22 protein-coding genes and 3 tRNA genes are annotated in these 21,589 nt (G+C 72.0%); 18 read left to right on the top strand and 7 right to left on the bottom strand.

Features of this window, described 5'->3' with window-relative positions:
- Window positions 1–38: 38 nt before the first annotated feature.
- From AC3IYJ_RS23285 to AC3IYJ_RS23310, 6 genes are all read left to right on the top strand, one after another.
- Window positions 39–1,607 carry a complex I subunit 4 family protein gene (locus AC3IYJ_RS23285; RefSeq protein WP_489402898.1) on the top strand — a complete coding sequence of 523 codons (1,569 nt, stop codon included), beginning with the start codon at window positions 39–41 and terminating at the stop codon, window positions 1,605–1,607.
- Window positions 1,604–3,193 (top strand): NADH-quinone oxidoreductase subunit N, encoded by a 1,590-nt coding sequence (locus tag AC3IYJ_RS23290; protein ID WP_489396711.1) that lies wholly within the window; start codon window positions 1,604–1,606, stop codon window positions 3,191–3,193. Before AC3IYJ_RS23285 ends, AC3IYJ_RS23290 begins: the two co-directional genes overlap by 4 nt.
- A gap of 315 nt (window positions 3,194–3,508) precedes the next feature.
- Window positions 3,509–4,372 carry a zinc metalloprotease HtpX gene (gene htpX / locus AC3IYJ_RS23295; protein WP_489396712.1) on the top strand — a complete coding sequence of 288 codons (864 nt, stop codon included), beginning with the start codon at window positions 3,509–3,511 and terminating at the stop codon, window positions 4,370–4,372.
- Window positions 4,369–4,761, top strand: a complete 393-nt coding sequence (locus AC3IYJ_RS23300; protein ID WP_489396713.1) for a YccF domain-containing protein — start codon at window positions 4,369–4,371, stop codon at window positions 4,759–4,761. The genes htpX and AC3IYJ_RS23300 overlap by 4 nt, the downstream gene beginning before the upstream one ends.
- A gap of 141 nt (window positions 4,762–4,902) precedes the next feature.
- On the top strand, window positions 4,903–5,892 hold the full coding sequence (locus AC3IYJ_RS23305; RefSeq protein ID WP_489396714.1) for a glycosyltransferase family 2 protein: 990 nt from the start codon (window positions 4,903–4,905) through the stop codon (window positions 5,890–5,892).
- Window positions 5,893–5,967: 75 nt separating this feature from the next.
- Window positions 5,968–6,501 (top strand): SMI1/KNR4 family protein, encoded by a 534-nt coding sequence (locus tag AC3IYJ_RS23310; RefSeq protein ID WP_489396715.1) that lies wholly within the window; start codon window positions 5,968–5,970, stop codon window positions 6,499–6,501.
- Here the strand turns inward: AC3IYJ_RS23310 and AC3IYJ_RS23315 are convergent.
- The 3 genes from AC3IYJ_RS23315 to AC3IYJ_RS23325 all read right to left on the bottom strand — a co-directional run bounded on the left by AC3IYJ_RS23315 (window position 6,485) and on the right by AC3IYJ_RS23325 (window position 9,887).
- Window positions 6,485–7,735 (bottom strand): APC family permease, encoded by a 1,251-nt coding sequence (locus tag AC3IYJ_RS23315; RefSeq protein WP_489396716.1) that lies wholly within the window; start codon window positions 7,733–7,735, stop codon window positions 6,485–6,487. The two genes, AC3IYJ_RS23310 and AC3IYJ_RS23315, sit on opposite strands and share 17 nt — an antisense overlap.
- A gap of 18 nt (window positions 7,736–7,753) precedes the next feature.
- Window positions 7,754–9,181, bottom strand: coding sequence for a SulP family inorganic anion transporter (locus AC3IYJ_RS23320; protein WP_489396717.1), 1,428 nt, complete (start codon window positions 9,179–9,181; stop codon window positions 7,754–7,756).
- Window positions 9,182–9,398: 217 nt separating this feature from the next.
- On the bottom strand, window positions 9,399–9,887 hold the full coding sequence (locus AC3IYJ_RS23325; protein ID WP_384657921.1) for a YajQ family cyclic di-GMP-binding protein: 489 nt from the start codon (window positions 9,885–9,887) through the stop codon (window positions 9,399–9,401).
- A 200-nt stretch (window positions 9,888–10,087) separates the two neighbouring features.
- On the opposite strand from AC3IYJ_RS23325, the gene AC3IYJ_RS23330 reads away from it, so the two are divergent.
- From AC3IYJ_RS23330 to AC3IYJ_RS23340, 3 genes are all read left to right on the top strand, one after another.
- Window positions 10,088–10,169, top strand: a tRNA-Tyr gene (locus AC3IYJ_RS23330).
- Between the two features lie 216 nt (window positions 10,170–10,385).
- Entirely contained in the window at window positions 10,386–10,739 is a 354-nt protein-coding gene (locus tag AC3IYJ_RS23335) for a hypothetical protein (protein ID WP_489396718.1), read from the top strand.
- 164 nt (window positions 10,740–10,903) lie between these two features.
- Window positions 10,904–11,341 carry a DUF3574 domain-containing protein gene (locus AC3IYJ_RS23340; protein ID WP_489396719.1) on the top strand — a complete coding sequence of 146 codons (438 nt, stop codon included), beginning with the start codon at window positions 10,904–10,906 and terminating at the stop codon, window positions 11,339–11,341.
- A gap of 126 nt (window positions 11,342–11,467) precedes the next feature.
- On the opposite strand, the gene AC3IYJ_RS23345 is transcribed toward AC3IYJ_RS23340, so the two are convergent.
- Together AC3IYJ_RS23345 and AC3IYJ_RS23350 are read right to left on the bottom strand one after the other, a co-directional pair.
- The gene (locus AC3IYJ_RS23345) at window positions 11,468–12,124 is read right to left on the bottom strand and encodes an SDR family oxidoreductase (protein WP_489396720.1); all 657 of its coding nucleotides are present in this window, start codon (window positions 12,122–12,124) and stop codon (window positions 11,468–11,470) included.
- A 54-nt stretch (window positions 12,125–12,178) separates the two neighbouring features.
- Window positions 12,179–13,465, bottom strand: a complete 1,287-nt coding sequence (locus tag AC3IYJ_RS23350) for an amidohydrolase family protein (RefSeq protein WP_489396721.1) — start codon at window positions 13,463–13,465, stop codon at window positions 12,179–12,181.
- Window positions 13,466–13,762: 297 nt separating this feature from the next.
- On the opposite strand from AC3IYJ_RS23350, the gene AC3IYJ_RS23355 reads away from it, so the two are divergent.
- The 9 genes from AC3IYJ_RS23355 to AC3IYJ_RS23395 all read left to right on the top strand — a co-directional run bounded on the left by AC3IYJ_RS23355 (window position 13,763) and on the right by AC3IYJ_RS23395 (window position 19,068).
- Window positions 13,763–13,835: transfer RNA gene (locus AC3IYJ_RS23355), tRNA-Thr, on the top strand.
- A 48-nt stretch (window positions 13,836–13,883) separates the two neighbouring features.
- Window positions 13,884–13,956 (top strand) — tRNA-Met (locus AC3IYJ_RS23360).
- A gap of 89 nt (window positions 13,957–14,045) precedes the next feature.
- Entirely contained in the window at window positions 14,046–14,210 is a 165-nt protein-coding gene (gene rpmG / locus AC3IYJ_RS23365) for a 50S ribosomal protein L33 (RefSeq protein WP_003956487.1), read from the top strand.
- 94 nt (window positions 14,211–14,304) lie between these two features.
- Window positions 14,305–14,814, top strand: a complete 510-nt coding sequence (locus AC3IYJ_RS23370) for an FAS1-like dehydratase domain-containing protein (protein WP_489396722.1) — start codon at window positions 14,305–14,307, stop codon at window positions 14,812–14,814.
- 1 nt (window position 14,815) lies between these two features.
- Entirely contained in the window at window positions 14,816–15,244 is a 429-nt protein-coding gene (locus AC3IYJ_RS23375; protein WP_489396723.1) for a MaoC family dehydratase, read from the top strand.
- 117 nt (window positions 15,245–15,361) lie between these two features.
- Window positions 15,362–15,922 (top strand): TetR/AcrR family transcriptional regulator, encoded by a 561-nt coding sequence (locus AC3IYJ_RS23380; RefSeq protein WP_489396724.1) that lies wholly within the window; start codon window positions 15,362–15,364, stop codon window positions 15,920–15,922.
- Window positions 15,923–16,047: 125 nt separating this feature from the next.
- On the top strand, window positions 16,048–17,502 hold the full coding sequence (locus AC3IYJ_RS23385) for a DHA2 family efflux MFS transporter permease subunit (RefSeq protein ID WP_489396725.1): 1,455 nt from the start codon (window positions 16,048–16,050) through the stop codon (window positions 17,500–17,502).
- Window positions 17,503–17,579: 77 nt separating this feature from the next.
- Window positions 17,580–18,635: a UDP-N-acetylmuramate dehydrogenase gene (locus AC3IYJ_RS23390; RefSeq protein WP_489396726.1), complete on the top strand. Its 1,056-nt coding sequence runs from the start codon at window positions 17,580–17,582 to the stop codon at window positions 18,633–18,635.
- A gap of 16 nt (window positions 18,636–18,651) precedes the next feature.
- Window positions 18,652–19,068, top strand: coding sequence for a hypothetical protein (locus AC3IYJ_RS23395; RefSeq protein ID WP_489396727.1), 417 nt, complete (start codon window positions 18,652–18,654; stop codon window positions 19,066–19,068).
- Between the two features lie 24 nt (window positions 19,069–19,092).
- On the opposite strand, the gene AC3IYJ_RS23400 is transcribed toward AC3IYJ_RS23395, so the two are convergent.
- Window positions 19,093–20,112 (bottom strand): adenosine deaminase, encoded by a 1,020-nt coding sequence (locus tag AC3IYJ_RS23400; protein ID WP_489396728.1) that lies wholly within the window; start codon window positions 20,110–20,112, stop codon window positions 19,093–19,095.
- 149 nt (window positions 20,113–20,261) lie between these two features.
- Window positions 20,262–21,488 carry a pyridoxal phosphate-dependent aminotransferase gene (locus AC3IYJ_RS23405; RefSeq protein WP_489396729.1) on the bottom strand — a complete coding sequence of 409 codons (1,227 nt, stop codon included), beginning with the start codon at window positions 21,486–21,488 and terminating at the stop codon, window positions 20,262–20,264.
- Between the last annotated feature and the right edge of the window lie 101 nt (window positions 21,489–21,589).

The raw sequence follows: 21,589 nt of genomic DNA on the forward strand, positions 1-21,589 counted from the left end.
GCCGTGAGTCAGCCGTGATTGATATCAGCCCGTCCGTGATGCAGTTCCTTCTGGCGTTCGTCGTGGCCGGACCGCTCGTGGGCGCCGTCGCCGCCCTGCTGCCCGCACCGCCCGGTCTCAAGGGCAAGAGCCCCGAACAGGCCGTGCTGCGCCACGCCGTGACCGTCACCGGAGCCATCCTCGCCGCGGCGATCGCCCTGGCCGTCGGCTTCGACCACGACGCCCCGTCCCGCTTCCAGGCGACGACCGACATCAGCTGGATCCAGGCGCTGAACGTCCGGATCCACCTCGGCATCGACGGCATCTCGCTCCCCCTCCTCCTGATGACCGCACTGCTGTTCTTCCTGTGCGCGCTCTACAGCTACTTCAAGCTCCCCGCGGGCCCCTCCGCGAAGGGCTTCGTCGCCCTGCTCCTGGTCCTGGAGTCCGGCACCCTCGCCACCTTCGCCGTCCTCGACCTGCTGCTGTTCTTCCTCGCCTTCGAGATGGTCCTCATCCCGATGTACTTCCTCATCGCCCGCTGGGGCGGTGCCCAGCGTCAGGCCGCGGCCTGGAAGTTCATCCTCTACACCCTCCTCGGCTCCGTCGTCATGCTGCTCGGTCTGCTGCTGATCGGACTGAACAGCGGCACTTTCGACATGGTGGCACTGGCCTCTGACAACGGCCGCGGACTTACCCACACCACCCAGGTCCTGGCCGTCCTGGCCATCGGGATCGGCCTCGCGGTGAAGACCCCGATGTGGCCGCTGCACAGCTGGCTGCCGGACGCCCACACCGCCGCCCCCACCGTCGGGTCCGTCCTCCTCGCGGGCGTCCTGCTGAAGATGGGCACGTACGGGTTCGTCCGGATCCTGCTGCCGGTCACCCCCGACGGCATGGCCACCTTCGCCCCCTACCTGGGCGCCTTCGCCGCCGTGGGCATCGTCTACGGGTCCCTGGCCTGCCTGGCGCTCGCCCGCAAGGGCAACAAGGGCGACCTCAAGCGCCTCATCGCCTACTCCTCCGTCGGCCACATGGGCTTCGTGCTGCTCGGCATCGCCTCCATGACCCCGACCGGAGTCAACGGCGCGCTGTTCGCGAACATCGCCCACGGCCTGATCACCGGCCTGCTCTTCTTTCTGGTCGGCGCCCTGAAGGACCGCTACGGCACCGCCGACCTCGACACCCTCGCCGGAGCCACCGGCGCTGCCCTCTACGGCCGCGCCCCCCGCTTCGGCGCCTTCCTCGCCTTCGCCGCCGTGGCCTCCCTGGGCCTGCCCGGCCTGGCCGGGTTCTGGGGCGAGATGCTGGCCCTGTTCGGCGCGTTCGACCCGGCCGAGGGGCTGCCCCGGCCCGCGTTCCTCACGTACATGGCCATCGGCGGGTTCGGCACCCTGCTCACCGCCGCCTATCTTCTGATCGTCGTACGGCGCGTGTGCATGGGCGACCCGAAGGCCGTCCGCGCCGAAGGCACCGCCCCGGCGGCCCTCAGCGACATCCAGCACTACGAGTTCGCCGCCTGGACCCCGCTCGTCGCCCTCACCGTCCTCGCCGGCCTTTGGCCCGCGGTCCTCCTCGGCCTCACCGACCCGGCCGTCCAGAAGCTCCTCGCGGGAGGGAACTCATGACGGTCCTTCACCCCATCACCAGCGCCGCCACCGCCGCGGCCGACGCCCCCGGCCTGGTCCAGTCCGTCGACTGGCTCGCCATCGCGCCCGTGGTCGTCACCGCGGCCGTCGGCCTGGTCGTCCTGGTCGCCGACCTCTTCGTACCCGAGCGCCGCAAGCCGCTGCTCGGCTGGCTCTCCGTGGCCGGACTGGCCGCCGCGACCGCCACCCTGCTGCCCCTGCGCGCGGGCGACCGCACGACCTTCTGCCTGACCGGACCCGGCACGGCCGACGCCGCCTCGTGCAGCTACGCCGCCGACCACTTCGCGCTGGTCGTCCAGTTCCTCGTCCTGGGCGGCGCCCTGGTCACCGCCCTGCTGTCGCTGACCACCGTCCGCGAAGCCCGCATGCCGGCCGGCGAGTACTGGTTCCTGCTGCTCTCCTCCGCCGCCGGCGCGGCCCTGCTGCCCGCCTCCCGCGACCTCGCCACCCTGATCGTCGCCCTCGAAGTCGCCTCGCTGCCCGCCTTCGCCCTCGTCGGCATGCGCCGCGGCGACCGGCTCTCCTCCGAGGCCGCCCTCAAGTTCTTCCTGTCCTCCGTCACCGCCACCGCCGTGTCGCTGATGGGCGTCAGCTTCGTCTACGCCGCCACCGGCTCCCTCCACCTCGACCAGGTCGCCGACGGGCTCGAACACGTTCCCGGGCAGCTCGACACCCTCGCCATGGCCGGCGTCGCGCTCACCCTCGTCGGCTTCGCCTTCAAGACCGCCGCCGTCCCCTTCCACTTCTGGGTCCCGGACACCTACGTCGGCGCTCCGCTGCCCGTCGCCGGGTACCTCTCGGTCATCGGCAAGGCCGTCGGCTTCACCGGCCTCATCCTCGTCACCGTGATCGCGTTCCCCGCGTACTCCGACGTCTGGGGCCCCGCCCTCGCCGTCCTCGCCGCGCTCACCATGACGCTGGGCAACGCCGCCGCGCTGCGCCAGTCCGCGGAGCGCCCGAACGGCGCCGTACGGCTGCTCGCCTGGTCCTCGGTCGGCCAGGCCGGCTACCTGCTGGTCCCGGTCGCGGCCGCCGCCTACGCCGGGCGCGACCAGATCGGCTCCACCGTCGCCTACGCCCTCATGTACGCGGCCGTGAACCTCGGCGCCTTCGCAGTGGCCGCCCTGGTGGCCCGTACGAAGCCCCTGCACCGGCTCGCCGACTACCGGGGCCTGTACGCCGAGCGCCCGCTCGCCGCCCTCGCGCTGGCCTTCTTCCTGCTCTGCCTCGCCGGTCTGCCGCCGGGCATCATCGGGCTGTTCGCGAAGGTCACCGTCTTCCGGTCGGCCGTCGACGCGGGGCTGGGCTGGCTCGCCGTGGTCATGGCCGTCAACGTGGTCGTCGCGCTGTACTACTACCTGCGCTGGACGGCCCTGCTCTTCCGCACCCCGGAGGGTGAGACCAAGTCCCCGGACGCCGGAGAGGGCGCGAGGCCCCGTACGGGTTCCAGGACCCCGTGGCCGGTCACCGCGGCCATCGTGCTCACCGCCGCGGCCGCCCTGATCCTCTCGGGCGCCCCGCAACTGGTGCTGCGCTTCGCGACGGGCAGCCTCTTCCCGCTGTAGCCCCCGGCCACCGCCCCCGCCACTGCCCCCCGCCACCGCCCCCGCCACGCCCCCGCCACGGTCCGGCCCGTCCGCCGCGGCCGTCACCCACATGCCGCCACCCGTACGGCCCAACGTCCGCAGCGGCCTCGGGGACCGTGCGCGCCGGGGGCTCCTGGGGCGCACGGGCCGGGCGCGGTCCGGGAACCTGCCGTCCTCACCTGGCGTTGACCAGGAAGGGAGGTTCCACTGGACCGTGGGCCCTCAGACAGAAAGATCCTCGACCAGACAGATCCTCGACCGGGGGCCCCTGCCGTACCACTTGGAGGGCGTACCGTGCACCGCCGGCACAACGGGCTGAAGACCGCCGTACTCCTCGGCGGTCTGTCGGCACTCATCATCGTCATCGGAAGCTTCTTCGGGCGGGGCGGCCTGATCGTCGCCGTCCTCGTCGCCCTCGGGACCAACGCGTACGCGTACTGGAACAGCGACAAGCTGGCTCTACGCGCGATGCGCGCCCGCCCCGTGAGCGAGTTCGAGGCACCCGAGCTCTACCGCATGGTGCGCGAGCTGTCGACGTCCGCGCGCCAGCCCATGCCCCGGCTCTACATCTCGCCGACCGAGGCGCCCAACGCCTTCGCCACCGGCCGCAACCCGCGCAACGCCGCGGTCTGCTGCACCGAGGGGATCCTGCGGATCCTTGACGAACGCGAACTGCGCGGGGTCATCGGCCACGAGCTGAGCCACGTCTACAACCGGGACATCCTCATCTCGTCCGTCGCGGGCGCCCTCGCGTCCGTGATCATGTTCCTGGTCAACTTCGCCTGGCTGATCCCCATCGGCCGCTCCAACGACGACGAGGGCCCCGGGCTCTTCGGCATGCTGCTGATCATGATCCTGGGCCCACTGGCCGCGTCCGTGATCCAGCTGGCCATCAGCCGCTCCCGCGAGTACGAGGCGGACGCCTCCGGAGCCCAGCTCACCGGCGACCCCCTCGCCCTCGCCAGCGCCCTGCGCAAGCTGGACGCGGGCACCAAGCAGCTCCCGCTGCCGCCGGAGCCGAGGCTGGAGACGGCGAGCCACATGATGATCGCCAACCCCTTCCGCCCAGGTGAGGGATTGTCCAAAATGTTTTCCACACACCCTCCGATGGCCGAGCGCATCGCCCGGCTCGAACAGATGGCAGGCCGAAGTCAGTGAAGACCATCCTCAACCTCATCTGGCTCGTACTCAGCGGCATCTGGCTGTTCCTCGGCTACTGCCTGGCCGGCGTGATCCTCTGCATCACGATCATCGGCATCCCCTTCGGCATCGCCTCCTTCCGGATCGCGGTCTACGCCCTGTGGCCCTTCGGGTACACGACCGTCGAGCGGCACGACTCGGGCACCGCGTCCTGCATCGGAAACGTCCTGTGGCTGATCCTGGCCGGCTGGTGGCTGGCGCTCGGGCACATCGTCACCGGCATCGCGCTGTGCGTCACGATCATCGGAATCCCGTTCGGCATCGCGAACTTCAAGATGGTCCCGCTGTCCCTGCTCCCGCTGGGCCGCGAGATCGTCCCGACGGACGCGCCGTTCGCCTCGCGCTGAGCCCGCCGGAGCCCGGGAAACCGGTGAAGCCCCGCGTCGGCCGCGGAACGCTCGGGGCGGTTCGCCCCGCTCGTATTAAAGTTCCGCGTTGCGGACCCGCGACACGAACGCGCGGCACGAACAACGGGCAGGGAAGAACCGATGTCGACTGAGCCCTCCACGAACCCGTCGGTCACGACGACCCTTTCGGTCGTCGTGCCGATGTACAACGAGGAGGACGCGCTGCCCGCCCTGGTGGCAAGGCTGCGCCCGGCACTCGACGGCATGGACATCGGCTACGAGGTCGTCGCCGTCGACGACGGCAGCAAGGACCGCACTGCCGAGCTCCTGGCGGAGTTCCAGGTGAAGTGGCCCGAGCTGCGCATCGTGCGGCTGCGCGGGAACTCCGGCCACCAGGCCGCCCTCACCGCGGGCCTCCACAGCGCGGTCGGGGCCTACGTGGCCAGCCTCGACGCGGACCTCCAGGACCCGCCCGAGAAGATCCCGGAGATGCTCGGCCTGGCCCGCCGGGACCACCTCGACATCGTCTACGGGGTCCGCGACGACCGGAGCACCGACACCGGCTTCAAACGGCGCTCGGCCGGCGCCTACTACTGGCTGGTGCGCCGCCTGGTCGGCAAGCAGGTCCCCGCCCAGGCGGGCGACTTCCGGCTGCTGAGCCGCGCCGCGGTCGAAGCGGTCAAGTCCATGCCCGACCAGCACCAGGTGTACCGCCTGCTGGTGCCGTGGCTCGGCTTCCCGAGCGGACAGGTCGCCTACCAGCGCGAGGAGCGGGTGGCGGGCGAGACCAAGTACCCGTTGAGCAAGATGATCAGGCTCGGCCTCGACAGCATCATCAACTTCTCCGCCGCGCCGCTGCGCCTGGCGACCTGGCTGGGCGTGGCCAGCTTCTTCGGCTGCCTGCTGATGGTGGGCGCCACCCTGGCCATCTACCTGGGCGGCAAGACCGTTCCCGGCTGGACCTCGCTGTTCATCATGATGCTCTTCCTCGGGGCCGTGCAGCTGATCTGCGTCGGCCTGCTCGGCGAGTACATCGGCCGCATCTACACGGCCGTGCAGCGCCGGCCCACCTTCTTCGTCGGGTACGACTCGGCGAGCGGGACCCCTGCGGAGCCGGAGAACGGCAGATAGCCGCCCAGAGCGGGTAGGAGCGGGTGAAACCCGCAGGTCGGGGCGATTGTCAGTGGGGCCGGTCACCATGAGTGCATGGACGAGACCGAGCAGTTGCTGAAGCAAGTCGCCGGACGTGCGCACGGCTCCCGGCAGGAGTACCAAGGGCCCGAGGGACCGCTCCCGGCGCCCCTGGACGCCGAGGGGCTGCGCCGGGCCGAGGACATACTCGGCTTCGCCCTGCCGCCGCTGCTGGCCGCGCTCTACACCTGCGTCGCGAACGGCGGGTTCGGCCCCGAGTCCGGCCTGCTGCCGCTGGAGCAGAGCGTCGCCTCGTACGCCTCGATGCGCACCTCCGCCTGGCGCTGGCCGGAGGGCGTGCTGCCGATAGCCGACTTCGGCTGCCACATGCAGGCCTGCGTGGACTGCCGCTCCGATTCCGCCCAAGTCCTGCTGTTCGACCCGAGCTCGGGGGAGCCCGATCTCACCTGGTTCGTCGATGCGGCCGGCCTCGCCGACTGGCTGCGCGGCTGGCTCGACGGCACCGCCTGGTTCAGCGACGACTCGGGCGCGGGGGAGGAGTGGGACCTGGAACTGACCCCCTGGGCCGAGTTCAGATCCCGGGTGTGAGTCGCCGCCGCACCCCGTAGGCCACCGCGCCCAGCGCCAGCACCGCGGCCCCCGTCAGCGCCGACGCGGCGGGCAACGCGCAGGCCAGCACCACACAGCCGGACAGCCCCGCCGCTGCCACGGCCCGGCCCTTGACAGCTGAATCGAGAGTCCACGCGGAAGCGTTCGCGATCGCATAGTAGGCCAGCACTCCGAAGGAGGAGAAGCCGATCGCGCCCCGCAGATCGGTGGTGGCCGCGAGCACCGCCACCACCGCGCCCACCGCCAGCTCGGCGTGGTGCGGCACCTGGTGCCGGGGATGTACGGCGGCCAGCGCGCGCGGGAGATGGCCGTCCCGGGCCATCGCCAGGCCGGTCCGCGACACCCCGAGCACGAGGGCCAGCAGCGAGCCCAGCGCCGCCAGGGCCGCACCCGCCCGGACGACGGGAGTCAGTCCGGGCCACCCGGCCGCCCGCACGGCGTCGGCCATCGGAGCCGCCGAGCGTGCCAGTCCGTCGGGGCCGAGCACCGACAGCGCCGCCACCGTGACCGCGGCGTACACGAGCAGGGCGATCCCCAGGGCGAGGGGCACCGCCCGCGGGATCGTGCGCTCCGGATCGCGCACCTCCTCGCCCAGGGTGGTGATCCGGGCGTAGCCCGCGAAGGCGAAGAACAGCAGCCCGGCGCCCTGGAGCAGGCCGAGGACGCCGTGCTCCCCGCCGCTCCAGTCGCCGCCGCCGAGCCGGGCCGCGTCGGCCGCGCCCGAGGTCAGGCAGATCGCCACGACCCCGGCCAGCACGGCCAGTACGGCCGCCACGATCACCCGGGCGATCCGGGCCGACTTCTGCACCCCGCCGTAGCCCGCGGCGGTCAGTGCCACCACCGCCGCCACGGCCACCGCCCGCTCCTGGCCGGGCCACACATAGGCCCCGACCGTGAGGGCCATCGCCGCGCAGGAGGCCGTCTTGCCGACGACGAAGCCCCAGCCCGCCAGATATCCCCAGAAGGGCCCGAGCCGCTCGCGCCCGTACACGTAGGTGCCGCCCGAGGACGGGTAGCGGGCCGCCAGCCGCGCCGAGGAGTGCGCGTTGCAGTAGGCCACCAGAGCCGCCAGCGCGAGGGCCGCGAGCAGCGCCCCGCCGGCCGCGCGCGCCGCCGGGGCGAGCGCCGCGAAGATCCCCGCCCCGACCATCGCGCCGAGCCCGACGACGACCGCGTCGAAGACTCCCAGCGTGCGCTTCAATTCCGTGTTCACGGCCGGAGGGTAGCCGGGCTAGATGACGCCTTCCCGGCCGGGGAGCGGGGTGCGGGCCCGTTCCCAGCCGTCGAGCGCCGTGAGGCAGGCGTGGTCGAGGTGGCGCAGTCCGCTCAGGTCCAGGCGCACGGCGGCGCCGGGCGGCAGCGCGTCCAGTTCGTCGAGGAGTTTGGGCAGCCGCAGGAAGCTGGCGTTGCCCAGGATCCGCACGCACAGCTCATCGCCCTCCCACACCTCCTCCAGGTGCACGTGGGAGGTCTCCCAGGCCGCCTTGGCGACGGCGAGCCCCAGACCGGCGAGGACCCCCTCGAAGAGGTTGGTGGCCACGATCGCCGAGGCCGTCGCCACCAGGACCACAGCCTCGCCCCGGTGCGTCCGCCACAGGGCGGCCACCTGCCGGGCCGGCAGCAGCTTCCAGCCGGCGTGCAGCAGCACCCCGGCCAGCGCGGCGAGCGGTACGGACTCCAGCAGTCCGGGCACCGCCACGGCGAACAGCAGGAGCCAGCCCCCGTGCAGGACCCGGGAGGTCCGAGTGCGGGCGCCCGCCTCGACATTGGCGGCGCTGCGCACGATGACGGCGGTCATCGGCAGCGCTCCGAGCACCCCGCAGAGGGTGTTCCCGACGCCCTGGGCGACCAGTTCGCAGTCGTAGTCGGTCCGGGCCCCGTCGTGCATGCGGTCCACGGCGGCCGCGCTGAAGAGCGTCTCCGCGGAGGCGATCAGCGCGAGGGCGATCACGGTCCCCACGGCCCCCGCGGAGGCCAGCACCCCGAAGTCCCCCCACGCGGGCGGCGAGACGGCCTGCAGGACCCCTGTCACCCGGACCCGCTCCACGGGCAGCCGCAGCACCACGGCCGCGCCGGTCGCGGCCGCCACCCCGACGAGCGCCCCCGGCACCAGCCGCAGCCGGTCCGGCATCCGGCGCCAGGCCACCAGGACGGCGATGGTCCCGGCCCCGAGCGCCACGGCGGTCCAGTCGGCCCGCGCGGCGAGCGAAGCCGCGCCCGCCAGTTTCTCCAGGGTCCCCGCAGGGGCCCGGGCGTCGGCCATGGCGTACAGCTGACCGGAGATCAGCACGAGTCCGATGCCGGCGAGCATCCCGTGCACGACGGCCACGGAGATCGCCCGGAACCACCTTCCGAGCCGCAGTACGCCCATGCACAGCTGCACCAGGCCGGCGGCGAGGACCAGTACGCCGAGCGCGGGCATCCCGTAGGTCCGCACGGCCTCGTAGACGAGCACGGTGAGCCCCGCGGCCGGGCCGCTCACCTGGAGCGAACTCCCGCGGAACCACCCGGTGACGAGCCCGCCCACCACACCGGTGACGATGCCCAGCTCGGCCGGTACGCCGGAGGCGACCGCCACCCCGACGCAGAGCGGTAGTGCGACGAGCGCGACGACCACGGACGCGCCGAAGTCCTCGCGCAGCGTGCCGGTCCCAGGCATGCGGAAACCCCCCTGTCACGGCGGTGCTGGACACACCTCAGCGTGGGCGGCGCACTCGCTGTGCCCCAAGTGCCCACGGAGGGCCGCGCAGGCGCGTACGCCGCTCACGCCCGGCACACACCCACCGGGCGCCCTCGCCCCGCGAACGCCGCGGCCCGGCGGTCCTCGAAGGACCGCCGGGCCGGCGTACGGGCTGATCGCGGACGGGAGTCGGCGGTCAGCGGTAGTTGACGAACTGGATCGCGAAGTCCAGGTCCTTGCCCTTGAGCAGGGCCTGGATCTCCTGGAGGTCGTCACGGCTCTTGGACGTGACGCGCAGCTCCTCGCCCTGGACCTGGGCCTTGACACCCTTGGGGCCCTCGTCCCGGATGATCTTCGCGACCTTCTTGGCGTTCTCCTGGGAGATGCCTTCCTCGATGGTCGCGAAGATCTTGTACTCCTTGCCGGACAGCTGCGGCTCACCGGCGTCGAGAGACTTGAGCGAGATCCCGCGCTTGACCAGCTTGGTCTCGAAGATGTCCAGGATGGCCTTGACGCGCTCCTCGCCGTTCGCCTCCATCAGGATCTTCTCGCCGGACCAGGAGATCGAGGCGTTCGTCCCCTTGAAGTCGAAGCGGGTGGAGATCTCCTTGGCGGCCTGGTTGAGGGCGTTGTCGACCTCCTGCCGCTCGACCTTCGAGACGATGTCGAAACTGGAGTCGGCCATGTGCTGTGGCTCCTTGAAGTCGGCTGTGACGGCCCCGAAGGGCGCGGCCGGACATCCCCGGTCCGCTCGGCAAAGCCTAGCCACCGCACCCGGGTGCGGCGCTGATCAATCCGGTGGCGAAGCACCCCCGGTCATCAGGTATCGTTTACGTCGTTGCCAGGGAGCGCCGCCGCAAGGCGGAAATAATGGCAACGTCTCTTGGCGGTGTGCCCGAGTGGCCAAAGGGAGCAGACTGTAAATCTGCCGGCTCAGCCTACCCAGGTTCGAACCCTGGCGCCGCCACGCGAGTGGAGCCCCCGTATTGCGGAAACGCGATACGGGGGCTTTCTCGTTCCCCGAAAAATCCGTGGGCGCCGACGCGGGCGGAGGGGCATGCTGTCCGCATGATCAGCATCAGCATCAGCATCAGCGGCCGAAAGGGCCATGGGGCGTAAGGCGCCCTCGCGGGTCCGGTCGGACCTGCCACGCCGGTCGTCCCGAGCGGACGACCGGGCCGTCGTGCCGGGAGTCTCCTCCCGCACCCTCGCGGAGATCACCCGCATCGCACGCGACCGCTACGAGCCGGGCGCGGCCCATCGCGCGCTGTCCGCCTGGCGCGCGACGGTGTACCAGCGAGGGCCCTGGGTGATCTACCCGGACTGGAGCCGGGAATGCCCCTGCTGCGCCTCCTCCTGGGACGAAGATCAGCGGGAGACCCTGGAGGTCCTCTGCCGCGTACTGACCCGCCGGGCCGCGCGGGAGCTGCGGGCCGTGCTCGCGCCGCTCGACGCGAGGTTCCTGGCCCGCACGCTCAACGATCCCCACGCCCCGCCGGGGGACCCGTGGTGGCGCCGCAGGGTGGAGACGGGGTGAGGGGCCGGGCGGCGCGGACGGGCGTGGACGAGGCGCGGACGGGCGTGGACGGGCGTGGACGAGGCGTGGACGGGCGTGGACGGGGTGTGGACGGGCGTGGACGGGGTGTGACTCCATCGGGTGGGTCCGGCGTGCCGATGCGGATGCCCGGTCGTTCACCCGGCGTGAAATTTACTTCTGAAACGCGCGGAAAGGTCGGCGGCGGGGTGCTCCTCGCCCTGCTCGGGGCCGGGATCCCGGCCCTCGTCGGGGCGGCGCTGCACAGCCATGTGGGCAACCCCTACCAGGAGACCCGGCTCTACTTCGGCACCGAGCGGCCGGACGGCCGACCGCCGGTCGAGGAGCGGGAGTTCATGGCCTTCCTCGACCGGGAGATCACCCCGGCCTTCCCGGAGGGGCTCACCCTCCAGGACGGGCGCGGCCAGTGGCAGCGGGACGGCAAGGTCATCCGCGAGACCTCCTACGAGGTGGTGCTGCTCTACCCGGAGAAGGAGGCCGACGAGCGCGGCAAGCGCATCGAGCGGATCCGGGAGGCGTACGAGAAGCGGTTCCAGCAGGACTCGGTCGGGCGCTCCGACGACCAGGTGACCGCCGAATTCTGACCACCCGGGCCGCGTCCTCGGCCCGGGCTGGGCCCATGGTCCGGGCCGGGCCCTCGCCCCGGCCGGACAGGTCCGGCCGGGGCCGGACCAGGACCAAGGGCCCGGCCCGGCTTCCGGTCGCGTCGGTCAGTTGCCCGCGACGTCCTTGACCGCCACCGCCACCGGGGTCGAGCCGGAGACCAGTTCCAGGGTGAGGCCGGCGGTCGCGGGGGTCTCGATCAGTTCGGCCAGCACCGCCGCCACGTCATCGCGCGGGACCGGCCCGCGCCCCGTCCGGGCCTCCAGACGGACCAGTCCGCTACCCGCGTCGTCGACCAGGGCCCCGGGGCGCAGGACCGTCCACTCCAGGCCCAGCCGGGTGCGGACGTGCTCGTCGGCCTCACCCTTGGCGCGGAGGTAGGCGTCGAAGACCTCGTCGCCCCCGTGGCGCGGGTCCGCGCCCATCGAAGAGACCATCAGGAAGCGGCGTACCCGGGCCCGTTCGGCCGCATCCGCGAACAGCACCGCCGCGCCCCGGTCCACCGTGTCCTTGCGTCCGGCTCCGCTGCCGGGACCCGCGCCGGCCGCGAACACCGCGGCGTCCGCGCCCTGCAGGATGCCCGCCACATGTTCGACCGACGCCGATTCCAGGTCGCACAGCACCGGTTCGGCGCCCGCCTGCCTGAGGTCGTCGCCCTGTGCCGGGTCGCGGATGATGCCCGCGACCTCGTACCCGCGCGCGGCGAGCAGGCGCTCCAGCCGCAGCGCGATCTGACCGTGTCCACCCGCGATGACGATGCGCATGTCCCGACCGTACGACGAGCCGGGCCGGGGCGCCCGGGAACATGCGGTGAACGCTCAGGGACCGGGCTCCATACGGCCCTGCCGCGGCAGGTCCAGGGCCACTGCGACGGCCGAATCGCAGTACTCCCGTACGGCACTCGTCCGGGCTACCACCCGGCCGCGGTGGATCACGATCCGGCTGTACGCGAGAGAGAGCACGCTCGCGATCCGGTCCCCGCGCACGGCGAGCAGCTCGGCGGGGAAACCGGCCTCCACCCGCACCTCCGGGAGCCCCATCGCCTCGCGGGCGGCCCCGCTGACCGAGTGGTAGGCCTCGGTGGCGCGCAGCCCGCCCTGGGAGGCCAGGAGGTACGCCGCTTCGAGCGGGTCCCCGCGGCCGACCGGGTTGCCGGTGTCCCGCAGCGCCCCGCTGCCGGCGGCGACGCGGACCCCGGCGGTGCGCAGCAGCCGGACGGGGGCGGTGCGCAGGCCGCGGCGTTCCAGGGCCGCGCAGTCGCCCTGGGGGAGGCAGGTGACCCGCACTCCGGCCGCGGCCAGCTGGTCGGCGGCCCGGTGCGCCACGTCCAGCGGGAGCCGGGACAGGCCGCCGCAGGGGCCGATGGACACGCCCGGCCGCAGCCCGCCGGCCATCGCCGCGAGCCGGGACAGGCGGGCGGGGTCGTCCCCGTCGGTGTGCAGGTCCACGGGGCAGCCGTGCTCGGCCGCCAGCTCCAGTATGGCTTCGAGGAAGCCCGTCGGGTCGGGGTCGAGGTCGGGGCAGCCGCCGATGACGGAGGCGCCCATCTTGACGGCGTCCCGCAGCATGGCCAGCCCGTCGGTCCCGGCCACCCCGGTCAGCAGCCGGGGCACGGCGACCGCGGTGAGGTCGGTGAGCCCGCGCAGGGAACGCCGGGCCTGGAGCACGGCCTCCATGGGGCCGATCCCGTGCACGTCGCCGATGCGCACGTGGGACCGCACGGCCGTGGCGCCGTGTCCGAGCTGGAGCAGCGCGGCTTCGGTGCAGCGGCGCTGGACCTCGTCGGGGGAGTAGGAGACGGGCCCTTCGCTGTCGGCGGTCAGGGCGGTGTCCCCGTGGGCGTGGGGCTCGGCGGGGGCGGGGAGCAGGAGGTAGCCGCCGAGGTCGACGCGGGAGCCCGCGGAGGCGGGCAGGCTGCCGGCGGTGCCCACGGCCTGGATCCGGCCGCCGGCGAGGCGGACGTCCACGGTGCGGCCGTCGGTGAGGCGGGCGCCGGTGAGGAGGAGGGTGGTGGATTCGGCCGCCGCCGCGGGGCTTCCGTCGCCGGTCGGGCGGCCCCGCGCAGAGTGGGACGGCTGCGGCTGCTGCGGCTGGCTGTCGGACATCGCGCTCCTGCGGTGGCTCGGGCGGTTCCTGGGCCCGTGGCCGCAGCCTCGCGGCCCAAGATCACGCAGCGTGCTCAGAGCCTAGGGGGCGGGGGTGCCCGCTTCGCGGAAGAGGGCAATAGTCGTACCGGTGTGCCCGCGATGTGACCCCGGACACTTTTCGGGGCGAAAAGCGTCTTCGGGGGTCCCGGGAAGGTGTTCCGGGCCGATCAAGAAACTCGGCGGGAGTGCTCGGAGGCCAGGCCCCGCAAAGGATTTGGGCGATCGGCGGACCACCGTGTAATGTCTTCCTCGCTCGCCCCAATAGCTCAGTCGGTAGAGCGTCTCCATGGTAAGGAGAAGGTCTGCGGTTCGATTCCGCATTGGGGCTCTGGTGAGAGAGGTTCCCCACCCTCGGGTGGGGAACGGATCTCATCAAAGCGGCGTAGCTCAGTCGGTAGAGCAAGCGGCTCATAATCGCTGTGTCACCGGTTCAAGTCCGGTCGCCGCTACACACAGTAGCCGATTGCGGGGTCGGTCTCCCGATCGGCTACTCTTTTATGCGTTCATCCGTCCCTAATGTCCGTCAAGGAGCACTCACGTGGCTGCCACCGACGTCCGCCCGAAGATCACGCTGGCCTGCGTGGAGTGCAAGGAGCGGAACTACATCACCAAGAAGAACCGGCGTAACAACCCGGACCGTCTTGAGATGAAGAAGCACTGCCCGCGCTGCAACTCGCACACCGCGCACCGCGAGACCCGCTGACCCCAGCGAAGTCTCGAATAACAGGCACAGTCACGAGGTCGTCCCCTTCATTTGGGGGGCGGCCTCGTGTCGTTTCACTAGGAGGTAGTGGGTCATGGCGCTCGACCAGTCCTTCGTGGGGCGGAGCTACCCGCCCACCGATCCGTACGAGGTCGGCCGGGAGAAGATCCGCGAATTCGCGGTGGCGGTGGGTGACGCGAATCCCGTCTACACCGACCCCGATGCCGCCAAGGCCTTCGGTCACCCGGACGTGATCGCCCCGCCGACCTTTGTGTTCGCCATCACTTTCGCGGCGGCGGGCCAGGTCGTCGAGGACCCGCAGCTGGGGCTGGACTACAGCCGCGTCGTGCACGGAGACCAGACGTTCAGGTACGTGCGGCCCGTGCGGGCCGGCGACCGGCTGACGGTCACCTCGACCATCGAGGCCGTGAAGACCATGGCGGGCAACGACATCATCGACATCCGCGGCGAGGTCCACGACGAGTCCGGTGAGCACGTGGTGACGGCCTGGACGAAGCTCGTCTCCCGCGCCCCGGAGCCCGACGAGGCTCCCGCCGCCGCTGCCGACGAGGCTCCCGCCACCGCCGCCACCGAGGAGGCCTGAGATGGCTGCGCAGATCCAGTACGACGAGGTCGAGGTCGGCACCGAGCTGCCGGCGGCCTCCTTCCCCGTGACGCGGGCCACGCTCGTCCGGTACGCGGGTGCGTCGGGTGACTTCAACCCGATCCACTGGAACGAGAAGTTCGCCACCGAGGTCGGGCTGCCGGACGTGATCGCGCACGGCATGTTCACCATGGCCGAGGCGATCCGCGTGGTCACCGACTGGGTGGGCGACCCGGGCGCCGTCGTGGAGTACGGGGTGCGGTTCACGAAGCCGGTCATCGTCCCGAACGACGGCCAGGGCGCGCTGATCGAGGTCACGGCCAAGGTCGCGGCGAAGCTCGACGACAACCGGGTGCGGGTCGACCTGGTCGCGACGAGCGCCGGTCAGAAGGTACTGGGACGGTCGCGCGCGGTGGTCGCGCTGGCGTAGCGGTTCCGCCGGGCGGGCAGGCGATCGCGTCTGCCCGCCCGGCCGTTCCCCCGCCCCGCCATTTCCCTCTCGACCTCAGGGGTTGCCAAGTTAGTGATTGGCCACTAACTTCGAAACATGGCGAGGATGAGTGCGGAAGAGCGGCGCGAGAGCGTCATCCGGGCGGCGATGAGCGAGTTCGCCAAGGGCGGGTACTACGGCACCTCCACCGAGGCGATCGCCAAGCGGGTCGGGGTCTCGCAGCCCTACCTGTTCCGGCTCTTTCCCAACAAGCAGGCGATCTTCCTCGCCGCCGCCACCCGCTGCATGGAGGACATCCGGCTCGTCGTCGTGGAGGCCGCCAAGGCCCACGAGGGCGGTGGTGAGGGGATGGTCGAGGCGATGGGCGTCGCGTACATGCAGCTGATCGCCGAGCATCCGGAGAAGCTGCAGATGCAGCTCCAGACCTACGTGACCGTCGCCGCCGCCGAAGCCGCCGGGGAACCGGCCTTCGGGGAGATGGTGCGGGCCGCCTGGATGGAGTTGTGGGACACCCTGCACGTGCCGCTCGGAGCGGACCCGAAGGAGACGACCACCTTCCTGGCCTTCGGGATGCTGATCAGCGTCCAGGCGGCCATGGGGTTCCCGCCCGGTCACCGGGTCTGGGACGGCTGCTATCCCGGCGTCCGGCCCAAGTAGTCCGAAGCAGTCCCTGGTGGGGCCCGGTGGTCCGAAGCGGGCCCACGTCCGTCCCGGCGCGAAGTGCTGCCGGGCCAAGTCCTGTCCTGTGAAGTTAGTGAGTAATAACTAGTTTTGGGGGAGTCATGTCCGACACCGACACCAAGCTGCGAGGGCCCGCGATCTGGGCCCTCGTCATCACCGGAGCCGCCGGCTTCATGGCCGCGCTCGACAACCTCGTCGTCACCACCGCGCTTCCCGCCATCCGCGCCGATCTCGGCGGGAAGCTGGAGGACCTGGAGTGGACGGTGAACGCGTACACGCTCACCTTCGCCGTCCTCCTCATGTTCGGGGCGGCCCTCGGTGACCGGTTCGGACGGCGGCGGCTCTTCATCGCTGGCATGGTCGTCTTCACCGGCGCCTCCGCCGCGGCCGCGCTGTCGCCCGGCATCGACGAGCTCATCGCCGCCCGCGCGGTCCAGGGAGTGGGCGCGGCCATCATGATGCCGCTCTCCCTCACCCTGCTCACCGTCGCCGTACCCGCCGCCCGGCGCGGCATGGCCCTCGGGATCTACGGAGCCCTCAGCGGCCTCGCCGTGGCCAGCGGACCCCTCATCGGCGGCAGCCTCACCGAGCACATCTCCTGGCAGTGGATCTTCTGGCTGAACGTCCCGATCGGGCTGGCCCTGATCCCGCTCTCCCGGCTGCGCCTCGCCGAGTCGACCGCCCCCAAGGCCAAGCTCGACGTCCCCGGCACGCTCCTGATCAGCGGCGGACTCTTCGGCATCGTCTACGGACTCGTCAACGCCAACGCGCACGGCTGGACCAGCGGTCCCGTGCTCGCCGCGCTGATCCTCGGAGTGGTCCTCGTGGGCGTGTTCATCCGCCACGGGTTCGTCTCCGCCAACCCCGTGCTGCCCATGCGGCTCTTCCGCAACCGGGGCTTCTTCGGCATCAACATGGCCAGCCTGCTGATGTTCGTCGGGATGTTCGGCTCGATCTTCCTGCTGAGCCAGTTCCTCCAGGGCGTCGTCGGCTACTCGCCCACCGAAGCCGGACTGCGCATGCTCCCCTGGACCGGCATGCCGATGATCGTCGCGCCGATCTCCGGGATCCTCTCCGACCGGATCGGCAGCCGCCCCGTCGTCGCCGCCGGGCTGGCCCTCCAGGCGGTCGGTCTCGGCTGGTTCGCCACGATCCTCAGCACCGACGTCTCCTACGCCGCCCAGCTGCCGGCCCTGATCATCAGCGGCATCGGCATGGGCCTCTACTTCGCCCCCGCCTCCAACGCCCTCATGTCCACCGTCGCCCCCGCCGACCAGGGCAAGGCCGCCGGAGCCAACAGCGCACTGCGCGAGGTCGGCGGAGCACTCGGCGTCGCCGTCCTCGCCTCCGTCTTCTCCGCCCGGGGCGGCTACGAGTCCGGCCAGTCCTTCACCGACGGGACCGTCCCCGCCCTGTGGATCGGCGCCGCGGTCGTCGCCGTGGCCGCCACCCTGGCACTGCTGCTCCCCGGCCGGGACAAGGAGAAGGCCCGCGCGACGGCCGGCCGGGCGGCCGAGGAGGCCGACGCTCCCGCCCTGGAGAAGGCGGCCGTCTGAAGGGTCCGGCGCCCGTGGCGCGCTCACGGTCCGTGGCCCCGCCCGGTTGGGGGGACGCGGACCGTACTCTTGTCCACGTGCAGGAACTCCACGACGCCCCCCTCGCCCCGCTGACCACCTTCCGGCTCGGCGGCCCCGCCGCCCGGCTGGTCACCGCGACCACCGACGCCGAGGTCGTCGCCACCGTGCGCGCCGCGGACGAGAGCGGCACCCCGCTCCTGATCATCGGCGGCGGCAGCAACCTCGTCATCGGCGACCGGGGCTTCGACGGCACCGCCCTGCGCATCGCGACCACCGGGTTCGCCCTCGACGGCACCCGCCTGGAGCTGGCCGCCGGCGAGAACTGGAGCGAGGCCGTCGCCCGGACCGTGGAAGCGGGGCTCGCGGGCGTCGAATGCCTCGCCGGGATCCCCGGCTCGGCCGGTGCCACCCCGATCCAGAACGTCGGGGCGTACGGCCAGGAGGTCCGCGACACGATCACCGAGGTCGTCGCCTACGACCGCACGCGCGGCGAGACGGTCACGCTGTCGGCCGCCGAGTGCGCGTTCTCGTACCGCGACAGCCTCTTCAAGCACCAGCTCGACCGGTACGTCGTCCTGCGCGTGCGCTTCGCCCTGGAGGACGCGGGCGGGCTGTCCGCGCCGATCAAGTACCCGGAGACCGCCCGCGCCCTCGGCGTCGAGGCCGGCGACCGGGTGCCCGCGGCCCGCGCCCGCGAGACCGTCCTGCGGCTGCGCGCCGGCAAGGGCATGGTCCTGGACCCCGACGACCACGACACCTGGTCGGCCGGCTCCTTCTTCCACAACCCGGTCCTCGGCGACGAGGCGTACGCCGCCTTCCTCGCCCGCGCGCAGGACCGGCTCGGCCCCGACGCAGCCCCGCCCGCGTACCCGGCCGGCGAAGGCCGTACGAAGACCAGCGCGGCCTGGCTGATCGACAAGGCCGGTTTCACCAAGGGCTACGGCGACGGCCCCGCCCGCATCTCCACCAAGCACACCCTCGCCCTCACCAACCGCGGCGAGGCCACCACCGAAGACCTCCTGGCACTGGCCCGCGAGGTAGTCGCGGGAGTCCACGCGGCCTTCGGCGTCACCCTGGTCAATGAACCGGTGACGGTCGGCGTCAGCATCTGAGGAGTCCCGGCCGCCCATGCTCTGTCCCCTGCACGGGGCCGGTACGGACCCCACCCGGCTGGTGGGACGCACGATCAGAAGAGTCGTCGCGTCCTGGCACATCAGCGACGGCGAACGCTCCGAGGCTCCCCTCGACGTCTGGCTCCTCGACAGCGCCGGCGAGTCCACCCGGATCACCACCGGGTCCGACGCCTGCCTCATCGTGGAATCCGTCGCGCCGCACGAGGCCTACGACATGGGGGAGTGGGGCCGCATCGAGGTCGGCGAGGACCTCGGCGACCACCCCTTCCTGCGCCACCTGGGCGACACCGTCGAATCGGTGGCCGAGTACGCGCTGCCCGCCCAGGGCCGCACCCACCTGGAGATCGGCTTCCCCGACGGCGCGCGGGTACGGGCCGACTGCCACGAGGGCGATCTGCGCCTCATGAAGTGAGCGGCGACCGGTCCGCGGCGGGGCTCAGGACACCAGCCAGTGGTCGATCCCGGTGAGCAGCTTCTCCTGTACGTCGACGGGCGCGGCCGAACCGCGCACCGACTGGCGGGCCAGCTCGGCGAGCTCCGCGTCCGTGAAGGCGTGGTGGCGGCGGGCGATCTCGTACTGGGCCGCGAGCCGGGAGCCGAACAGCAGCGGGTCGTCCGCGCCCAGGGCCATCGGGACCCCGGCCTCGAAGAGGGTGCGCAGCGGGACGTCCTCGTGACGCTCGTAGACCCCGAGGGCCACGTTCGACGCCGGGCAGACCTCGCAGGTGATCTGCCGGTCGGCGAGCCGCTCGAGGATCCGCGGGTCCTCGGCGGCCCGGACGCCGTGCCCGATGCGCGAAGCGTGCAGATCGTCGATGCAGTCGCGGACGGAGGACGGGCCGGTCAGCTCGCCCCCGTGCGGGGCGGCGAGGAGGCCGCCCTCGCGGGCGATGGCGAAGGCCCGGTCGAAATCGCGGGCCATGCCGCGGCGCTCGTCGTTGGAGAGGCCGAAGCCGACGATGCCGCGGTCCGCGTAGCGGACGGCGAGGCGGGCGAGGGTACGGGCGTCGAGCGGATGCTTCATGCGGTTGGCGGCGATGACGACCCGCATGCCGAGTCCGGTCTCGCGGGAGGCGGCGTCGACGGCGTCGAGGATGATCTCGACGGCCGGGATCATCCCGCCGAGGAGGGGGGCGTAGGAGGTGGGATCCACCTGGATCTCCAGCCATCCGCTGCCGTCCCGGACGTCTTCCTCCGCGGCCTCGCGGACCAGGCGGCGGATGTCGTCGGGCTCACGCAGGCAGGAGCGGGCGGCGTCGTAGAGCCGCTGGAAGCGGAACCAGCCGCGCTCGTCGGTGGCGCGGAGCCGGGGCGGCTCGCCGCCGGTCAGGGCGTCGGGCAGCCGGACGCCGTACTTGTCGGCCAGCTCCAGCAGGGTCGACGGCCGCATCGAGCCGGTGAAGTGCAGGTGGAGGTGGGCCTTGGGCAGAAGCGTGAGATCTCGTACGTGCTCCATCTGGTGATCCTGCCGTACCGCTGCGCTCGGCGGGAGGGGGTTTTACCGATCGGGGGCTTGCGCGAACGAATGAGCGGAGCCCCTGGAAACGCCTGAGCGGCGGCTCCCCGTTGGGGGAACCGCCGCTCAGGGGCTGGCTGCGGGCCGGATCAGGCCTTGGCCTCCGCCAGGAGCTTCTGGATGCGGGAGACGCCCTCGACCAGGTCCTCGTCGCCCAGGGCGTAGGAGAGGCGCAGGTAGCCGGGGGTGCCGAAGGCCTCGCCGGGGACGACCGCGACCTCGGCCTCGTCCAGGATGAGGGCCGCGAGCTCGACCGAGGTCTGCGGGCGCTTGCCGCGGATCTCCTTGCCGAGGACGTCCTTGACCGCCGGGTACACGTAGAACGCGCCCTCGGGCGTCGGGCAGAACACGCCGTCGATCTCGTTCAGCATCCGCACCATCGTCTGGCGGCGGCGGTCGAAGGCGGTGCGCATCTCGTGCACGGCGTCCAGGTTGCCGGAGACGGCGGCCAGCGCCGCGACCTGGGCCACGTTGGAGACGTTGGAGGTGGCGTGCGACTGGAGGTTGGTCGCGGCCTTGACCACGTCCTTCGGGCCGATGACCCAGCCCACGCGCCAGCCGGTCATCGCGTACGTCTTGGCGACGCCGTTGACGATGATGCACTTGTCGGCCAGCTCGGGAACGATCGCCGGGAGCGAGACGAACTTCGCGTCGCCGTAGACGAGGTGCTCGTAGATCTCGTCGGTCAGGACCCACAGGCCGTGCTCGACGGCCCAGCGGCCGATCGCCTCGGCGTCGGCCTCCGAGTACACGGCGCCGGTCGGGTTCGACGGGGAGACGAAGAGGACGACCTTCGTGCGCTCGGTGCGGGCCGCTTCGAGCTGCTCGACGGAGACCCGGTAACCGGTGGTCTCGTCGGCGACGACCTCGACCGGGACACCGCCGGCGAGACGGATCGACTCCGGGTAGGTGGTCCAGTACGGGGCCGGGACGATGACCTCGTCACCCGGGTCCAGGATGGCCGCGAAGGCCTCGTAGATCGCCTGCTTGCCACCGTTGGTCACCAGCACCTGGGAGGCGTCGATCTCGTAGCCGGAGTCGCGCAGCGTCTTCGCGGCGATGGCGGCCTTCAGCTCGGGCAGCCCGCCGGCCGGCGTGTAGCGGTGGTACTTCGGGTTGCGGCAGGCCTCGACAGCGGCTTCGACGATGTAGTCCGGCGTCGGGAAGTCGGGCTCGCCCGCGCCGAAACCGATCACCGGGCGCCCGGCGGCCTTGAGGGCCTTGGCCTTGGCGTCCACGGCAAGGGTGGCGGACTCGGAGATGGCACCGATACGGGCGGATACGCGGCGCTCGGCGGAAGGCGTTTCAGAGGTCATGCGGCCAATCGTCCCAGACGGCGAAGAAGCGCCGCACGCCGTTTCAGTTACCGGACGACAGGCCCCGTCGCCGATGCTGTTCGACGTCAGGGCCCGGACCA

This window comes from Streptomyces sp. GL_140, assembly GCF_057834465.1.

Coding starts and splice junctions, on each gene's coding strand:
- AC3IYJ_RS23285 (WP_489402898.1), top strand. CDS start 39: ATGCAGTTCCTTCTGGCGTTCGTCGTGGCCGGACCGCTCGTGGGCGCC.
- AC3IYJ_RS23290 (WP_489396711.1), top strand. CDS start 1,604: ATGACGGTCCTTCACCCCATCACCAGCGCCGCCACCGCCGCGGCCGAC.
- AC3IYJ_RS23305 (WP_489396714.1), top strand. CDS start 4,903: ATGTCGACTGAGCCCTCCACGAACCCGTCGGTCACGACGACCCTTTCG.
- AC3IYJ_RS23310 (WP_489396715.1), top strand. CDS start 5,968: ATGGACGAGACCGAGCAGTTGCTGAAGCAAGTCGCCGGACGTGCGCAC.
- AC3IYJ_RS23320 (WP_489396717.1), bottom strand. CDS start 9,181: ATGCCTGGGACCGGCACGCTGCGCGAGGACTTCGGCGCGTCCGTGGTC.
- AC3IYJ_RS23325 (WP_384657921.1), bottom strand. CDS start 9,887: ATGGCCGACTCCAGTTTCGACATCGTCTCGAAGGTCGAGCGGCAGGAG.
- AC3IYJ_RS23345 (WP_489396720.1), bottom strand. CDS start 12,124: ATGCGCATCGTCATCGCGGGTGGACACGGTCAGATCGCGCTGCGGCTG.
- AC3IYJ_RS23350 (WP_489396721.1), bottom strand. CDS start 13,465: ATGTCCGACAGCCAGCCGCAGCAGCCGCAGCCGTCCCACTCTGCGCGG.
- AC3IYJ_RS23370 (WP_489396722.1), top strand. CDS start 14,305: ATGGCGCTCGACCAGTCCTTCGTGGGGCGGAGCTACCCGCCCACCGAT.
- AC3IYJ_RS23375 (WP_489396723.1), top strand. CDS start 14,816: ATGGCTGCGCAGATCCAGTACGACGAGGTCGAGGTCGGCACCGAGCTG.
- AC3IYJ_RS23380 (WP_489396724.1), top strand. CDS start 15,362: ATGGCGAGGATGAGTGCGGAAGAGCGGCGCGAGAGCGTCATCCGGGCG.
- AC3IYJ_RS23385 (WP_489396725.1), top strand. CDS start 16,048: ATGTCCGACACCGACACCAAGCTGCGAGGGCCCGCGATCTGGGCCCTC.
- AC3IYJ_RS23395 (WP_489396727.1), top strand. CDS start 18,652: ATGCTCTGTCCCCTGCACGGGGCCGGTACGGACCCCACCCGGCTGGTG.
- AC3IYJ_RS23400 (WP_489396728.1), bottom strand. CDS start 20,112: ATGGAGCACGTACGAGATCTCACGCTTCTGCCCAAGGCCCACCTCCAC.
- AC3IYJ_RS23405 (WP_489396729.1), bottom strand. CDS start 21,488: ATGACCTCTGAAACGCCTTCCGCCGAGCGCCGCGTATCCGCCCGTATC.